We start from the raw sequence: 15,302 nt of genomic DNA on the forward strand, positions 1-15,302 counted from the left end.
CGTACTGGAGGTACGTGGGCAGCAATTCCTCTGGCGGTGGTGTCTCCACGGCGGGGGTCGTCCGGACACAACGCGGTTGGCTGAACTCGAACGAGCCCGGCACGGCCCGGGCGCTCCTCGACGCGGCCGTCCGGCGCGGCTGTTCGGCCGAAGGACGCTCAGCCGGTCCACGGGACGGCTGGGTACTCTTCGATGAGGCGCACGCGGAATCGACGGCAGCTCGACGACACGACGAGGCCCCGGGCCGGGATTGTCCGAGGTGACGGCCAGGTCAGGATTTTGTCAGTGACCGCGCGAGCGCACGGCCCGCGGCGCGGCCGGAAAAGATGCATCCGCCGAGGAACGTTCCTTCCAGCGCGTTGTAGCCGTGCAGGCCGCCGCCGCCGAATCCGGCGACCTCACCCGCGGCGTACAGCCCGGGGAAAGGAGTGCCGTCGGGGCGCATCACCCGGGAGTCCAGATCGGTTTGCAGGCCGCCGAGCGTTTTCCGGGTGAGGACATTGAGCCGGACCGCGATGAGCGGCCCGGCGGCCGGGTCGAGGATGCGGTGGGGTTTCGCCACCCGGGCGGTCTTGTCGCCGAAGAAGGTACGCGCGTTGTGGATCGCGGTCACCTGGGCATCCTTGCTGAACTTGTTGGTGATCTCCCGGTCGCGTGCGACGATCTGTCGTTCCATGTCCGCATGGTCGAGTTGCGGGCCGCGGGCGAGCGCGTTCATACCGTCCACCAGTTCGCGCAGACTGTCGGCGACCACGAAATCGATGCCGTGCTCTTTGAACGCCTCCACGGGGGCGGGCGCGCCCTTGGTGAACCTGCTGCGCACCGTGCTGAGCCGGTCCTTGCTGGTGATATCCGGGTTCTGCTCCGATCCCGAGAGCGCGAATTCCTTCTCGATGATGGCCTGGGTCAGCACGAACCACGAATAGTCGTGGCCGGTCGACAGAATGGCCTTCATCGTGGAGTTGGTATCGAAACCCGGGAAACACGGTGCCGGCAGCCGTTTACCGTTTGCGTCGAACCACAGCGACGACGGGCCGGGAATGATGCGGATCGCATGGTCGGGCCAGATCGGGTCCCAGTTGTTGACCCCCTCGGTGTAGTGCCACATACGGTCCCGGTTCACCAGGGCGGCGCCGGCGGATTCGGCGATACCGAGCATCCGGCCGTCCACATGAGCGGGAACCCCGGAGATCATGGTGCGCGGCGCGGGACCCAGCCGGTCGACCGGCCAGTTCCGCCGGATGAGATCGTGATTGTGACCGATACCGCCGGAGGTGACCACGACGGCGCCGGCCCGGAATTCGAAATCGTCCACCACGGTGTGTGAAGTGGCGACCCCGCGAGGTAGCTCCGTGGGTTCCAGCACACTGCCGCGGACCCCGGTGACCGCGCCGTCGTCGACGAGCAGGTCGTCGACCCGATGCCGGAACGCGAACCGCACCAGGCCGTTGCGCTCCGCCTCCAGGACCGGATTCAGGAAGACCTCGAGTACGCCGGGGCCCGTGCCCCAGGAGATATGGAACCGCGGCACCGAATTGCCGTGACCGTCGGCAAGCGCTCCACCGCGTTCGGCCCAGCCGACCAGGGGAGTGACCCGCAGGCCCAGGTCGTAGAGGTAGTCGCGTTTCTCGGTGGCCGCGAACCGTACATAGGCCTGCGCCCACTGCCGTGCCCAGTGGTCTTCGTCGTCGCGGTCGAATCCGGCCGAACCCAGCCAGTCCTGCAGGGCGAGTTCGTAGGAGTCGTGGATGCCGAGCCGCCGCTGTTCCGGGCTGTCCACGAAGAACAACCCGCCGAGCGACCAGAAGGCCTGCCCACCCAGATTGTTGCGGTTCTCCTGGTCGACGACGAGAACGCGATGCCCGGCCCTGGTCAGTTCGTAGGTGGCGACGAGTCCGGCCAATCCGGCGCCGACGACGATCACGGGAAACTCGTCGGAGGCCCGGTCACCGGGGGAGGTTTCGGACACGGTTCACCCTTCGCTCACGGTAGTTACCGGCGGGAAACTTATCAGACCCGTGGGAGGCCCGAGTGGAGTTCAGCCCGGACGTGGGACCGCGAATTCGGCGGCCAGTTCGGTGAACACCGCGCGATTCAATACGAAGGCCCGTTTACCCTCGTCCAGAATGCGGCGCTGTTCGAGTTCGTCGGCGCCGATACGGTCGAGCAGGGCACGGTATTCCCGTTTGAACGCCGCCGGATTACCGATACCGTCGAAAACGTAGAAGCGAACGCCGTCCCCGCGATGCGGCAGATCCCAGAGCTTTTCGGCATGCCCGCGGATCACCTGTCCGCCCGACAGATCGCCCAGGTACCGCGTGTAGTGGTGCGCGATATAGCCGCCCGGCCAGGTGCGAGCGCATTCTTCGATCCGCGCGGCGTAGGCGGCGGTGGCCGGGAGCGGATCCAGCTGTTCCCGCCAGCCGGGCCCGGTCAGATGTGCCAGATCACGTTCGAGCTCTGCCGTACGCGCGAGTTCCGGTTTGATGAACGGGCCCGCCACCGGATCGCCGGCGAGGGCGGCGCTGTGATCTTCCAGCGCCCGGTAGATGAACCAGAGTTGCGCGGTGTAGCGGCGGTAGGACTCGATGCCGAGTGTGCCGGCGAGCATCTCGGTGATGAAGGTCGAATTCTCCGCTTCCTCGTGCTCGCGCGCGGTGGCCTCCCGGATCCGGGTGGAAAAGGGGGCGGCCGGATCGGCGGTCTCGGTGGTCTCCGGCATCAACAAACCCTTCCTGCGAATACGGCGGCTGGCCGCCGCACGTCACGCCGCCGGCGACGGCGTGGCTTGCAGCACGCCGCCGCCGGCAGTCGGCAACCCGACGATACCGGGCGGGAACCGTCTGTGGGGATGCCCGTCAGTCGGCGTCGGAACGCCGGGACGCCGGTAGCGGCTCGGTCGGCACCGGGCCGGGTTCGCCCGCTCCCACGCCCACCGGCTCGGCCGTGGCGCCGACGCCGACCGGCTCCGGAGGGGTGAACGGTATCGCCGCGGTCGGCAGCATATCCTCGGCCATGCCCAGTGCGGCGGTGGGCAGTGCCAGCAGATCCGCGGGCAGTACCGGCATCTCGCGCATCTCCGGCGACGCCGCCGCAGCCGAGGTTTCGGACAGGTCCAGCGACTGCGCCGATACGGCCGAACTCAACGGTGCCGGATCCAGGTCGTGGGTCCAGACGTGGTAGTCCACCCCGGAGACCGTGGCCCGGCCGCGCGCGGGCGGTACCGGTCCCCGTGGTGCGGTGGGCCGCGGTGGCTGCGGGGCGACCGGAATGGGCGCCTGCGGCAGTTGCCCCGCGATCGGGAATCCCACCGGCATATCCGGTGGAGCCATGACCGCGGCGGGCGCGGCTCCCAGTACCGGGCCGTGTGCGCGGACCGGTGCGGCGGACCGGCGCTTGCCCAGGTTCACCGAGTACAGGCGTTTGGCGAGGTTCACCGACGGCAGCCGTTTGCGCGTGACCACCGGGCGCCGCAGGGCGCCGAACTTGCGCAGGATCGGCGGGCGGCGCACGGTCCGGTCGAACCATTCACCGAGGGTCACCCCACCGGCCAGCGCGCAGCCGATTCCGAACGCGGCCAGCAATTGGTCCGCGCCGCGGGTGATCTCGTCGTTGAGCATGCCGTACAGGCCGCGGTAGATACTCAGTCCGGGCAGCAGCGGGGTGATACCGGCGAGCGCTACGACCAGCGGCGGCGTGAGCGCCCGCCGGGCCAGCAGACCACCGACCATACCGATCACCACGGCCGCCGCACCGGCGGCGAGCACGGGCCCGAATCCGGCCGCCATCACCAGCAGGTAGCAGATGGTGCCCATGGCACCGCTTCCGGCGGCCGCGGCCAGTGCTCGTTTCTCCGCGTAGCAGGCGAGGCAGAATGCCAGTGCCGCGGTGGCGCCGGCGAAGACCTGTACCGGCAGATTGGTCAGCGCATGGCCGGGACCGAGATCCAGGGGCACCGTCGCGTCGAACATTTCGCCGACCCGCAGTGTGAGTGCGATACCGGCGATGATGCCGCCCGTCATCATCAGCAATTCGAGCATCCGCGCGCCCGCGGTGATCGGCGCCCCGGTGATCGCGTCCTGGACCGAGCCCACCAGGCTCAGCCCACTCAGCAGCACCGTGATCCCGGCCGCGATGATCAGCGTCGGACTCACCGAGATCCCCAGCGGTTCGGCGACGGCGGCCAGTACCACCGCCGGTGTGGCGGCGATGGCGCCGCCCACCAGGTGCTGGAAGAAGAACGGCAATCCGTATCGGTTGAGTGCGCGGTTGGTCCGGTCGATCAGAGCGGTCGTGACGAAGCTCAGGGCGACGACCAGTGCGCCACCGCCGAGCAGCAGCGAAATCGCCGCGGCCATCAGCGACCAGCCGAAGGTGGCGGTCCACCGTTTGTAGGGGTGCGGGGCCGTAGTGATCGCATCGAGGGCGGCGCGTGCTTCGGCCGGCGGCACGATCTCGCGGCGGATCCGGCGGGTGAGCCGATCCACCGCGGCCAGCCGGGTGAAGTCCAGGGAGCGGTACTGCACCACTCGCATGGAACTGACCGGGGGAAGTCGCCGGCCGCGATGCACCGAGATCCGGATGGCGTTGTAGGTGACCTCGACGTCGCATTCCGACAGACCGTAGGTGGCGACGATGAAACGCACCGTGGTCTCGGTATCGGTGACGGCGGAGCCCGAAGCCAGCACCACTTCGCCCATTCGGATGGCCAGATCCATCACTTCGGCCACGGCGGCGTCGTCGGTGAGGTCGATCGGCTGCAGCGGGGCGGGTGCGGAGACGATCGTATCGGCGGTGGCGGGGCGGTCGGCGACCAATTTCTTGATGGCACCGGTGATCACAGGCAAACGCAGGGGAGTACGCCGATGTTCGGCATAACCCGACGGGTCCGGAGAGATCTGTGGTGGGGAGGTCGCTCCTTCCAGGAATCCTTGCGCAGCCATAGCCGCGAAGGTAGTGGCCGAAGGGGTCTCTTATCCACCGAAAAATAGGTCGGATGAATGTGATCTTCGTTACGTACCGGTTTATTTCAGGTTCCAAATGGAAAAAGGGACGCGTTTGCCCAGCTGAGCGAGTTCTCACCCCGTGCGTCGGCCGGCGCCGCGCACGCGTTACGCACTCCCTCCCGATGCCCCCGGCGCATCGACGCCGACTGCGGTGCGGGCCTGGCTCAGTGGGGCGGGCATACCCGCTCCCGTCGTCACCATGTACGCCCGCGGGCACCGTGATCGTGTGCGGTTTGTCGCCGGGCTCCGCCCCGCCGCGGCCATTAGGGTCGAAGGCATGAGCACCGGCAGCACTGCGACAGCACAACAGTTACGGCAGGCACTGGACGGGCCGTGGGGCGAGGTCCGGGAAGAAGCCCGCACCCAGCTCGCGGACGGGCGGTTCGCCGGTGATCCCGACCTGGATCTCCCCGCCGCCCGCGCCCGGGTCCTGGACCAGATGCGCGCGATCGCGAAGCTCGGCCTCGCCGAAAGGGGGTTCCGGCGCGAGCACGGCGGTACCGGTGAGCCCGGCGCCGCCGTCGTCGGATTGGAGATGCTCGCCTACGCCGACCTCTCGCTCTGGGTGAAGTCCGGGGTGCAGTGGGGCCTGTTCGGCGGCGCCGTGGAAAACCTGGGTACCGAACGCCACAGCGATTACATCCGGCAGTTGATCACGCTGGACCTGCTCGGCTGTTTCGCGATGACCGAATCCGGGCACGGCAGCGATGTCGCGAATCTGGAGACCACCGCCACCTACGATCCGGCCACCGAAGAGTTCGTCATCCACACACCCACTCCCTCGGCGCGTAAGGACTACATCGGCGGCGCCGCCGAACACGCCCGGATGGCGGCGGTCTTCGCGCAGTTGCGGACACCGGCGGGCGAGCACGGAGTGCACTGCCTACTCGTCCCGATCCGGGATGAACAGGGCAACGATCTGCCCGGTGTCACCACCTCCGACTGCGGCCGCAAAGGTGGCCTGCCGGGGGTGGACAACGGCCGGATCGTCTTCGATCACGTGCGGATACCGCGCGAGAACCTGCTCAACCGCTACGGCGATGTCGCCCCCGACGGCACCTACAGCTCGGATATCGACAATCCCAGCCGGCGATTCTTCACCACGCTCGGCACTCTGGTCCGCGGCCGGGTGAGTGTCGGCGGCGCCGCGGCCGCCGGAGCCCGGGTGGCCTTGAGCATCGCGCTGCGCTACGCACTGAAGCGCCGCCAGTTCGGCAACCCCGACGACGGCGGGGAAACCTTGCTGCTGGACTACCGCATGCATCAGCGCAGGCTGCTGCCGCTGCTGGCCCGCTCCTACGCGCTGGCCTTCGCGCAGAACGATCTGGTCCGCCGGATGCATCTGGTGCAGACCGGCCAGGATATCGACCCGCATTCGCAGCGTGCCCTGGAGAAACGCGCCGCCGGTCTGAAGGTGGCGCAGACCCGGCACGCGACCCGCGCCATCCAGGAATGCCGGGAGGCCTGCGGCGGTGCCGGCTATCTCACGGAGAACCGCCTGGTCACGCTGAAAGCCGATACCGATGTGTTCACCACCTTCGAAGGCGACAATGTGGTGCTCACCCAGCTGGTCGCCAAGGAGATTCTCACCGCCTACGCCGATGAGGTGCGCGACCTGGATGCCCTCGGCTGGGTCCGCTTCGCGGCGACGATGGCCGGCGATGTGGTGCGCAAACGCTCCGGCGTGCGTCAGCTGATCCAGACCCTGCGCGACCGCGGCGGCGAAACCGTCGACGAGGGCGATCTCGGTAAACGCGCGACTCAGCTGCAGCTGTTCGCCGACCGCGAGGACTATCTCACCCGCACCGCCGCCCACCGGCTGCGCGCCCGCGCCGAGGAGACGGGACCGTTCGAGGCGTTCAACAACGCGCAGGACCATATCCTCGCGGCCGGATCCGCCCATATCGATCGTTTGGTTCTCGAGGCGTTCATCGAGGGCATCGCCGATATCGAGGACGAAGCGGCCCGCGCGCTCGCCGAAACCGTCTGTGATCTGTACGTGTACTCCGTACTGGAGGAGAATTCCGCCTGGTTCATCATGCACCGGTTCATCTCGGTGGAACGGGCCAAGGCCGTACGGCGCGGGGTGAACGAGCTGGTCGACCGCCTCCGCCCGGACGCCCTCACCCTGGTGGAAGCACTCGGTGTGCCGGAATCGATGCTGGACGCCGCCATGCTGGAGGACGCCAGCGTCTACGAACGGCACTAGCGGTTCCGGCTCGGCCCATGGACGCCGAGACGCGCCCCCGGTCGGTGAGCGGTCGCCGGGGGCCGGACGCACAGGTCAGCGTGGGCGCGGCCCGAACGTGCGGCGGATCCACACCGACGTCCAATAGAGGGCGATGGTCAGCGAGATTCCCGCGGCCGCTCCGCCGATGACATCGGTGGCATGGTGGTAGTCGAGTGCGATCATGCCCGCCGCTGCCGCACACCAGGCGGCCGTGGCGAGCGAGACGATCACCGCGCGGGCCCGCACCGAACGCAGCAGCAGGATCAATGCCGTGATCACCGATACGAGATGCACGGTATGTCCGCTCGGATATGCGAGATAGTCGTGCAGTGGCCGCCCCCACCAGGGTTTCAGCGCCCAGGTGTTCACGGCCACCGCGACCTCCGGCGCCAGGATCACGGTCGCCGTCTCCCACCAGCGGCGTTGCCAGGCGAACCACACCGCACCACCGCACAGCAACGCGAGCACGACTCCGGTATTGGTCGCCAGGGCGAGGACCTCGGCGACCCAGGGCCGTGGATCCAAGCGTGGGTCCACCCGTGCCCCGACCGCCAGATCGAGGGTGGTGGGCCCGCCACCGGGCGGGAACGACCACGGTAACGCCGCTGCCACCGCTCCCGCGGTCGTCGCGACGACTCCCGTGGTCACGGGCCCGGCGGTCTGCGGGGTCGCGGCGGCATCCGGATGCGGGCCCGCCGGTTCGTTCCCGGTGGCGGTGGACAGGTGTGCCGGTGGGCCCGGGCGGTTTCCGGCCGGACGGAGATTGTCTCCGGTGGGCCGGTCCGCGGGGTACGGGTTCGGCGCGCCGGGTGCGGTGCTCACGAGCCGACCCTAGCTACCGCGGTCGGCCACGGGGTAATCGTGCTGCCGCGACGGCTCGGCGCAACGATGCACAGGCGGCTCCGTCCGGTCGCGCCGATTCGTCCGCTGGGGTCCCTCGGCTCACCGATCTACCGCGGTTCAGCCGGGCCCGTAGGTCACGAACGCCGTGATCAGGAACCACACGACCCACGCGACCGCGACGAATATGCCGAGCGCGTACATCGCGCGCATGAAGGCCCGGCCGAAATCGATATCGCCGGTCTCTCTCGGATACAGGAGCCACGGGCTGTACCAGGGCGCGCGAAACCGGCGTGTTCCCGCGAGCCGTTCCATCTCGGCCAGATCCTCGGCGTATTGCTCCGCCTCCGCCTGAGCCGGGCTGCCGTGCCAGAGCGTGACGTCGATCGGGCCGAGGAAACCCTCGTCGATCAAGAGCTGGGGTGCGGGCAGGTACGGCAGGATACCCAGGCCGCGGAATGCGGCGGCCACATCGTTGGCGGTCCAGCGGTGTGATTCGCGTTCGGCGAGGACACCGAAATAGTGCCGGAGTCGGTCGGGGTCGTCACCGACGATGACATCGAAACTCGGATCCTGCACCTTCTGGTCGATCTGTACCGGCACCCGCTGGAACGGCACGATCAATGCGACACCGTGCACCACGCGCTGTCCGAGCCCCCGAGCGGCGAGCCAGTTCTGCATCGCGAAGGTGTGTTCGCGGGATCGTTCCAGTAGCGAACGGTCGTCGGCCGCTTCCAAGTCCGCGCGGACCCCGTTGAGCGTCGACCTGCCGGTGAGAGGGACGTGCAGAGTGCCGCCCTGATCGCTGCGCAGACCTGCCACATCGATGACAACGCAGCTCGTGGGCGTCCACACGACGGCATCGAAGTGGTGGGTCTCGTTGTCGTAGCGCAGATCGCAGTTGAGGGTCGCGACTCCGTGAGGGCTGTCGACGGTACCCCAGCCGCTGAGCCAATCGATCAGCGCCCGCTCGGCGAAACTATCGGTGCTGTCCTGTACCTGCACGAGCATGGTGACCGCCCTTCGCGTCCGAACCGAGACTCCTGCGGCGCCGAGCGCGGCGCACCCCTCGAAACTACCGGTCCGGCTCCTCCGCCGGAAGTTTCCCCGCCCGAACCGCGGCGACGAGTTCGTCGTGATCGGCTTCGGTACGGTCGGCGTAGCGCACCGCGAAATCGGCGACGGCTCCGTCGAAGTCGGCGTCGTCGCCGAGATAGCCGCTGATCAACCGGGGATCGAGGGACCGTGCGTGGGCGCGGGCCAGCAGGGCGCCGGCGAGCCGGCCGTAGTCGTCGAGATCGTGCGGTTCGAGTTCTTCCGGCGCTATACCGCCCTTGAGATTGCGGAACTGGCGGACGATGAACGGCAGCTCCCGGCTGCCACCGCCGGGTTGCGGAACCGCCATGGTGGTCCAGCCGAGTAGGATATCGGTTTCGGTCTGAACCAGCCTGGCGCCCTGGACGATTCGCTTACCTTCGTGTTTCGGCGCGGCGATTCCGAGCACCGGCGCCAAGGCCGAGGGCGCGGCCTGTTTGAGCTGTAGCACCAGTACCTCACCCGCATTCCCGTGCAGCAGAGCGACATAGCTGTGCAGCCCGACACTGCCGGTGCCGACGATCCGGAATGCGATATCGGCGACCGCGAACCTGCCCAGCAGTCCCTGCCGGGATTCGCGCAGGCTCGTTCCGTACCGTTCCAGCGCATCGATGGCCGCATCCTCGACCTCCTGCGCCACGGTGGTGAGGATCGGCGGATCACTGACGAAACGGTGACTTTCGATACCGGTTTCGTGATCGTCGATATGTGTCCACTTGCGAACGATCTTCTCGCTGTTGTTCTTACGCGCCTTCTTGGCGGCTTTTTTGAAATTGTCGAGCAGATCGTCGGCTTCGACGCGATCCAGAATCGATTCGTCGGCCAAGGCCGACCACGAGGTCAAGAACGGTCGCTGCGCCAGGGCCGCGGCCGTACGCCGGTAGCTGCGCGCGGCATCGGCCGCGGCGGTACGGCATTCGTCTTCGTCCGCACCGCCGGCCCGTCCGGCCAGGACCAGGCTGGCCGCCAGCCGTTCCAGATCCCATTCCCACGGCCCGGGCACGGTTTCGTCGAAATCGTTGATATCCATGACGATCTCGCCGCGCGAGGTGCCGTACAGACCGAAGTTCGCCGCATGCGCGTCACCGCAGAGCTGGGCGTGGAACCCGGTATCCGGGCTCCCCGCCAGATCGCCGGCCATCAGACCCGCCGCGCCCCGGTAGAACGCGAACGGCGACGCCATCATCCGGCCGATGCGCAACGGAACCAGATGCTCGAGCCGGCCCTTGTTGGTGGTCTCGACGAATTCGACGACCGACGGCCGCCCGTCGGTGCGGATCGCGCGGTCGCGGGCGGTGCTCGGTACCCGGTCGCGCACCGCCCGGCCGCGGGCCAGCACGTCCTCGGCGGGGATATACGAGCGCAAGGGGATACGACTGTTCGACACCGGGTAACCGTACCCACGGTTCGGGCGGCCCGCGCCGGGCAGCGCGGCGCGATTCGGTATGCCGTACCCGGTGCCACCGTCCGAGGGACGGTTCGGCGATCGGCAGGTACACGGGGCCCGGCGTAACGGCTCGGTGGTTGTGCCCGGCCGGATGTCGCCGCCGGGGCCTGCGCAAGCCGCGTTCAGCACCGTCCCGGCGGTCTCTCGCCACCGGCCGATACCGGCTTCTCGGCGGGTATCCGGTGCGCACGTCGCCGCGGTGCCCGGTTCGGCGTGGCACCCGGTAATGGTGAGCGGCCATGGCGCGTTCGCGGTGTGACAGGCCCGGGCGGCCGACCTCCGATCGGCCGGGTCGACCGCCGCGGGTTGCCGCTGTCAGGGCCCGAGTGGCGGCTCGACCGGAGGCGCCGCCGGGGGCCGAGCCGACGGGCCGGACAGAAGAAGCCGGCGCGGAACGGCGCCTACCGAGATGATCTTTCTCTCACTCGTACCGACAGTCCGCAGTGTTCGCCTGTCGTTACGTCACCTCGGGTCGCGCGGGGGTCGCGCTGGCATCGGCAGAGGTCGTGCGGTAAGCACTGGCATGTGACGAGTGATTCGGGAACCGGCGGATCCGAGACCACGGCCGCGGACCGCGGATCCCGTGGTGCCCTGACAGCGGTGCTGTCCGATCGGCTGCTCACGGTCCCCAATGTGCTGAGCGTACTGCGGTTGATCGGGGTCCCGGTATTCCTCTGGTTGCTGCTCGTCGAGCGGGCCGACGGCTGGGCGTTCGCCCTGCTGATCGTGAGCGGCCTGACCGATTTCCTGGACGGCAAACTCGCCCGGTTGCTCGACCAGTCGTCACGGCTGGGTGCGCTGCTGGACCCGTTCGTCGACCGCCTCTACCTGGTGACCACGCTCGCCGCGTTCGTCGCCCGCGGTCTCATGCCCTGGTGGGTGGCGGCGCTGCTGATCGGCCGTGATCTGGTGCTCACACTCACGCTTCCGGTGTACCGCCGCCGCGCTCTCGACCCGCCCGAGGTCATCTATCTGGGTAAGGCCGCCACCTTCGCGCTCATGTCGGCATTGCCCTGGTTGCTGGCCGGACAGATGGACTGGGCAGGCGACGGTTTCGGCAGGGCCTTCGGTGGGGCACTGCTCATCTGGGGCACCGCGGTCTACGTGTGGACCGGCCTGTTGTACCTCGGCCGCGCGATCGCCGTCGCGCGTACGGTGCCCCGCACCCCGCCGCGCCCCGGCGGCGCACCCGGTCGGGACACCGGCGCGGCAGACCCCGGCGGGCTCGCATAGAGTTGCTGCATCGTGCACGACGACACGAGGAAAGGACACCATGTGAACCGGGCTCCGGAGGACCTGCGCTACACCGCCGAACACGAATGGGTACGGCGGATCGAACCCACTCGGGTCCGGGTGGGAATCACCGACTACGCGCAGTCGCAACTCGGTGACGTCGTGTTCGTTCAGTTGCCCGAAACCGGTGCCGACGTTGCCGCCGGGGACGGCATCGCCGAGGTCGAATCGACCAAGAGCGTTTCCGACATCTACGCTCCCCTGAGCGCGAAAGTCGTTGCGGTGAACCAGGAATTGGAGGCGAAGCCGGAAACGCTGAACACCGATCCCTACGGTGGCGGGTGGTTGTTCGAACTCGAGGTGGACAGTGCCTCGGCACTGGACTCGAGTCTCGGGGAACTGCTCGATGCCGCAGGTTATCAAGGAGTTATCGGGGGCTGATCCAGCCTTCCCGGTTCTACCTGCACGGGCACGGCCCGGCAGGGTACGGTCAATGCCAACGGATGTGCCGCCCGGAGTCGGGGCCGCCGAGCCACGTCGCACCGCGGCATCTGCCTGCATGGTTTATGAGGTTCGAGGAGGAGAGAAACGGTGAGCGAGAACAAAGACCCGGGTTACGGGGAGACCGCGGCCGAGACGACGTCGGTCTTCCGCGCGGATTTCCTGAACGAGGTCGACGCATCGCGCTCCGGCGAGCCGACCGGCGAACAGCCGGTGCAGGGTGTCGAAGGTCTTCCGGTCGGAGCGGCGCTGCTGGTGGTCAAACGTGGTCCGAACGCGGGTTCGCGATTCCTGCTGGATCAGCCGACCACCTCGGCCGGTCGCCATCCCGACAGCGATATCTTCCTCGACGATGTCACCGTCAGCCGCCGCCATGCCGAGTTCCGGCAGGACGAGGATTCCTTCCAGGTCGTGGATGTGGGCAGCCTGAACGGCACCTATGTCAACCGGGAGCCGGTGGATTCCTCGGAACTGCAGAACGGTGACGAGGTACAGATCGGCAAGTTCCGGCTGGTGTTCCTCACCGGCCCGCGGACGCAGGAGGCCGGTTCGGCCGCCGGGGCCGGTAGTTTGTGAACAAGTGATGATCGGTGCGCCGATCCGGGTGATCGGCGCTTCGGCATGAAAGACTCGAGGTCATGACAGGCGCGGCGCAGCAGTGGGCGCACGGAGGGATGTCGATCGGCTCCGTGCTCGATCTGCTGCGGCCGGATTTTCCGGATATCACCATCTCCAAGATCCGATTCCTGGAAGCGGAGGGGCTGATCCGCCCGGAACGCACCCCCTCGGGTTACCGCCGATTCTCGGTGGCCGATTGTGAGCGCCTCCGGTTCGTACTGACCGCGCAGCGCGACCAGTACCTGCCGCTGAAGGTGATCAAGGAACAACTCGAGGCGATCGACAGCGGAGCCGCGACGCTCGGGGTGCGCGAGGCCCGTGCGCGGGCGCGCACCGCCCGTCCGGAGGCGGGGCAGGATATGGCGGACGAGGGTGCGACGACACCGCGGCCGCCGCGCCGGTTGGCGGTCCAGCCCGGCCGGATCACCGCCGACGAACTCGAATTCGATCACGAGATCCGGGTAACCCGCGAGGATCTGCTCGACCAGGCCGGTATCGACGATAAATTCCTTACGGATCTGATCCGGGCGAATCTGATCACTCCGGGGCCCGCCGGTTTCTTCGACGCCGACGCGGTGACTTTGGCCACTACGGCCAAGGCGATGGCCGAATTCGGTTTGGAGGCCCGGCATCTGCGTGCGTTCAAGCTCGCCGCGGACCGGGAGGCGGCGCTGGTCGCGCAGATCGCCGCACCGATCGCGAAGAGCCGCGATGCCGGCGCTCGCGCGCGGGCGGAGGAGACCGTGCGGGAACTCGCCGCACTGTCGCTCACCTTGCACGCGAGCCTGGTAAAGGCCTCGGTGCGCAACTCACTGGGCGGCTGAATCACCCGCGCTGTGCGCCGCCGTCGGCGGCGTTATCGGCCTGACCTGCGGCGAAATCGCCGGCGCCTACGCCGGTGGCAACACACCGATTCCGGAGCCCGTGTGCCATCGCGGCGGCGCCGGGAATTCGCCTAGACTCGTGGTACGGCGAGCCCTGCATCGGCGAGGGCGGGCGGCCGGGGAGTATGGGAGGCAGTGCGATGAGCGAAATGCGCGTGATCGGCATCCGGGTCGAGCAGCCACAGAACCAGCCCGTCCTGCTGCTGCGGGAGGCCAGCGGTGAGCGGTATCTGCCCATCTGGATAGGGCAGGCGGAGGCCACGGCGATTGTGCTCGAGCAGGAGGGTGTCACCCCGGTCCGTCCGCTCACCCACGATCTGATCAAGATTCTGATCGCCGATCTGGGGCACACCCTCGAAGAGGTCCATATCGTGGATCTCAAGGAGGGCACCTTCTACGCGGATCTGGTGTTCGAGAACGAGGTGCGGATATCGGCGCGTCCCTCCGATTCGGTGGCCATCGCGCTGCGCGTGGGCTGCCCGATCTATGCGGCGGAATCCGTGCTCGAGGAAGCCGGTCTGGTGATGCCCGACGAACGCGAGGACGAAGTCGAAAAGTTCAAGGAGTTCCTCGAGTCGGTATCCCCGGACGATTTCAAAGCGACCGACAGTTGAGTTTTCCGAATATTTTCTAGACCTCAACTACAGGTCGAGACTGTTACCGCGCGTCGCGTTTGGATCGGCACCTCTGCAGCCGAGAGAATGGGAAGAGTAGCCTCGTACTCGACGCCGGGCCGTCGGGTATGGGCACAGATCGGCGGAGCAAGGGAGTAGTTCAGTGGCAGAGCATATGCGGGATATGCGGTCGGAAGTGGGCCCGCCTCGGCGCTACGAAATACAACCCGGATTGTTCCCCGACGATTCGGTCCCCGACGACCTGGTCGGATACCGGGTGCCGACGGCATGTCAGGTCGCCGGTATCACCTACCGGCAATTGGACTACTGGGCGCGGACCGGTCTGGTCAAACCATCCATTCGCGGCGCCGCCGGGTCGGGTAGCCAGCGGTTGTATTCCTTCAAAGACATCCTGGTCCTGAAAATCGTGAAACGTCTGCTCGATGCCGGTATTTCGCTGCAGAACATCCGCATCGCGGTCGATCATCTGCGCAGCCGCGGCGTACAGGATCTGGCGAATATCACCCTGTTCTCCGACGGCACCTCGGTCTACGAGTGCACCTCGCCGGAAGAGGTCGTCGATTTACTGCAGGGCGGTCAGGGGGTGTTCGGGATCGCGGTCAACAGTGCGATGCGCGAGCTCACCGGCGCCATCGCGGCTTTTCCCGCCGAACGCGCGGCGGAGTCCACCGATCGGCCCGAGGACGAATTATCCTTTCGGCGCAAAGCACGCATGACCCGGAAAACCGGGTAGCAGCCTCCGTCTCCACCGGCACGGGTGCGGCCGACGACACATTCAGGGTGAGTTCCCGTCCGGCCCGGTCGCCGGGCTAA

13 protein-coding genes are annotated in these 15,302 nt (G+C 67.7%); 7 read left to right on the forward strand and 6 right to left on the reverse strand.

Annotated elements, in window-relative coordinates:
* Positions 1-271 precede the first annotated feature (271 nt).
* From QH195_RS01870 to QH195_RS01880, 3 genes are all read right to left on the reverse strand, one after another.
* Positions 272-1,969, reverse strand: a complete 1,698-nt coding sequence (locus QH195_RS01870; protein WP_280434107.1) for an FAD-binding dehydrogenase — start codon at positions 1,967-1,969, stop codon at positions 272-274.
* Positions 1,970-2,038: 69 nt separating this feature from the next.
* Positions 2,039-2,722 carry a heme oxygenase (biliverdin-producing) gene (locus QH195_RS01875; RefSeq protein WP_280434108.1) on the reverse strand — a complete coding sequence of 228 codons (684 nt, stop codon included), beginning with the start codon at positions 2,720-2,722 and terminating at the stop codon, positions 2,039-2,041.
* A gap of 136 nt (positions 2,723-2,858) precedes the next feature.
* Positions 2,859-4,943 carry a threonine/serine ThrE exporter family protein gene (locus QH195_RS01880; RefSeq protein WP_280434109.1) on the reverse strand — a complete coding sequence of 695 codons (2,085 nt, stop codon included), beginning with the start codon at positions 4,941-4,943 and terminating at the stop codon, positions 2,859-2,861.
* A gap of 340 nt (positions 4,944-5,283) precedes the next feature.
* Between QH195_RS01880 and QH195_RS01885 the strand changes: the two genes are divergently transcribed.
* The gene (locus QH195_RS01885; RefSeq protein ID WP_280434110.1) at positions 5,284-7,215 is read left to right on the forward strand and encodes an acyl-CoA dehydrogenase; all 1,932 of its coding nucleotides are present in this window, start codon (positions 5,284-5,286) and stop codon (positions 7,213-7,215) included.
* A gap of 75 nt (positions 7,216-7,290) precedes the next feature.
* Here QH195_RS01885 and QH195_RS01890 read toward each other — a convergent pair whose 3' ends face one another.
* The 3 genes from QH195_RS01890 to QH195_RS01900 all read right to left on the reverse strand — a co-directional run bounded on the left by QH195_RS01890 (position 7,291) and on the right by QH195_RS01900 (position 10,558).
* Positions 7,291-8,058 carry a phosphatase PAP2 family protein gene (locus QH195_RS01890; RefSeq protein ID WP_280434111.1) on the reverse strand — a complete coding sequence of 256 codons (768 nt, stop codon included), beginning with the start codon at positions 8,056-8,058 and terminating at the stop codon, positions 7,291-7,293.
* A gap of 138 nt (positions 8,059-8,196) precedes the next feature.
* On the reverse strand, positions 8,197-9,087 hold the full coding sequence (locus QH195_RS01895; protein WP_280434112.1) for an NERD domain-containing protein: 891 nt from the start codon (positions 9,085-9,087) through the stop codon (positions 8,197-8,199).
* 64 nt (positions 9,088-9,151) lie between these two features.
* Positions 9,152-10,558 carry a DUF2252 domain-containing protein gene (locus tag QH195_RS01900; RefSeq protein WP_280434113.1) on the reverse strand — a complete coding sequence of 469 codons (1,407 nt, stop codon included), beginning with the start codon at positions 10,556-10,558 and terminating at the stop codon, positions 9,152-9,154.
* Positions 10,559-11,209: 651 nt separating this feature from the next.
* Here QH195_RS01900 and QH195_RS01905 point away from each other — a divergent pair.
* From QH195_RS01905 to QH195_RS01930, 6 genes are all read left to right on the forward strand, one after another.
* Positions 11,210-11,851, forward strand: coding sequence for a CDP-alcohol phosphatidyltransferase family protein (locus QH195_RS01905; RefSeq protein WP_280434123.1), 642 nt, complete (start codon positions 11,210-11,212; stop codon positions 11,849-11,851).
* Between the two features lie 42 nt (positions 11,852-11,893).
* Positions 11,894-12,292 (forward strand): glycine cleavage system protein GcvH, encoded by a 399-nt coding sequence (gene gcvH, locus QH195_RS01910; protein WP_280434114.1) that lies wholly within the window; start codon positions 11,894-11,896, stop codon positions 12,290-12,292.
* Between the two features lie 150 nt (positions 12,293-12,442).
* Positions 12,443-12,928, forward strand: coding sequence for an oxoglutarate dehydrogenase inhibitor Odhl (odhI, locus tag QH195_RS01915; RefSeq protein ID WP_030520553.1), 486 nt, complete (start codon positions 12,443-12,445; stop codon positions 12,926-12,928).
* 62 nt (positions 12,929-12,990) lie between these two features.
* Positions 12,991-13,794, forward strand: coding sequence for a transcriptional regulator FtsR (gene ftsR / locus QH195_RS01920; protein WP_280425134.1), 804 nt, complete (start codon positions 12,991-12,993; stop codon positions 13,792-13,794).
* 200 nt (positions 13,795-13,994) lie between these two features.
* Complete coding sequence (locus QH195_RS01925; RefSeq protein ID WP_068037750.1) at positions 13,995-14,468, forward strand: bifunctional nuclease family protein; 474 nt, start codon at positions 13,995-13,997, stop codon at positions 14,466-14,468.
* A gap of 175 nt (positions 14,469-14,643) precedes the next feature.
* The gene (locus QH195_RS01930) at positions 14,644-15,222 is read left to right on the forward strand and encodes a MerR family transcriptional regulator (protein WP_280425140.1); all 579 of its coding nucleotides are present in this window, start codon (positions 14,644-14,646) and stop codon (positions 15,220-15,222) included.
* Positions 15,223-15,302: the final 80 nt, after the last annotated feature.

Source organism: Nocardia carnea, assembly GCF_029868855.1.
In the GTDB taxonomy this organism is placed as follows: Bacteria; Actinomycetota; Actinomycetes; order Mycobacteriales; family Mycobacteriaceae; genus Nocardia; species Nocardia carnea_A.

Coding starts and splice junctions, on each gene's coding strand:
- ftsR (WP_280425134.1), top strand. CDS start 12,991: ATGACAGGCGCGGCGCAGCAGTGGGCGCACGGAGGGATGTCGATCGGC.
- QH195_RS01880 (WP_280434109.1), bottom strand. CDS start 4,943: ATGGCTGCGCAAGGATTCCTGGAAGGAGCGACCTCCCCACCACAGATC.
- QH195_RS01925 (WP_068037750.1), top strand. CDS start 13,995: ATGAGCGAAATGCGCGTGATCGGCATCCGGGTCGAGCAGCCACAGAAC.
- QH195_RS01930 (WP_280425140.1), top strand. CDS start 14,644: ATGCGGGATATGCGGTCGGAAGTGGGCCCGCCTCGGCGCTACGAAATA.
- QH195_RS01875 (WP_280434108.1), bottom strand. CDS start 2,722: ATGCCGGAGACCACCGAGACCGCCGATCCGGCCGCCCCCTTTTCCACC.
- QH195_RS01885 (WP_280434110.1), top strand. CDS start 5,284: ATGAGCACCGGCAGCACTGCGACAGCACAACAGTTACGGCAGGCACTG.
- QH195_RS01895 (WP_280434112.1), bottom strand. CDS start 9,087: ATGCTCGTGCAGGTACAGGACAGCACCGATAGTTTCGCCGAGCGGGCG.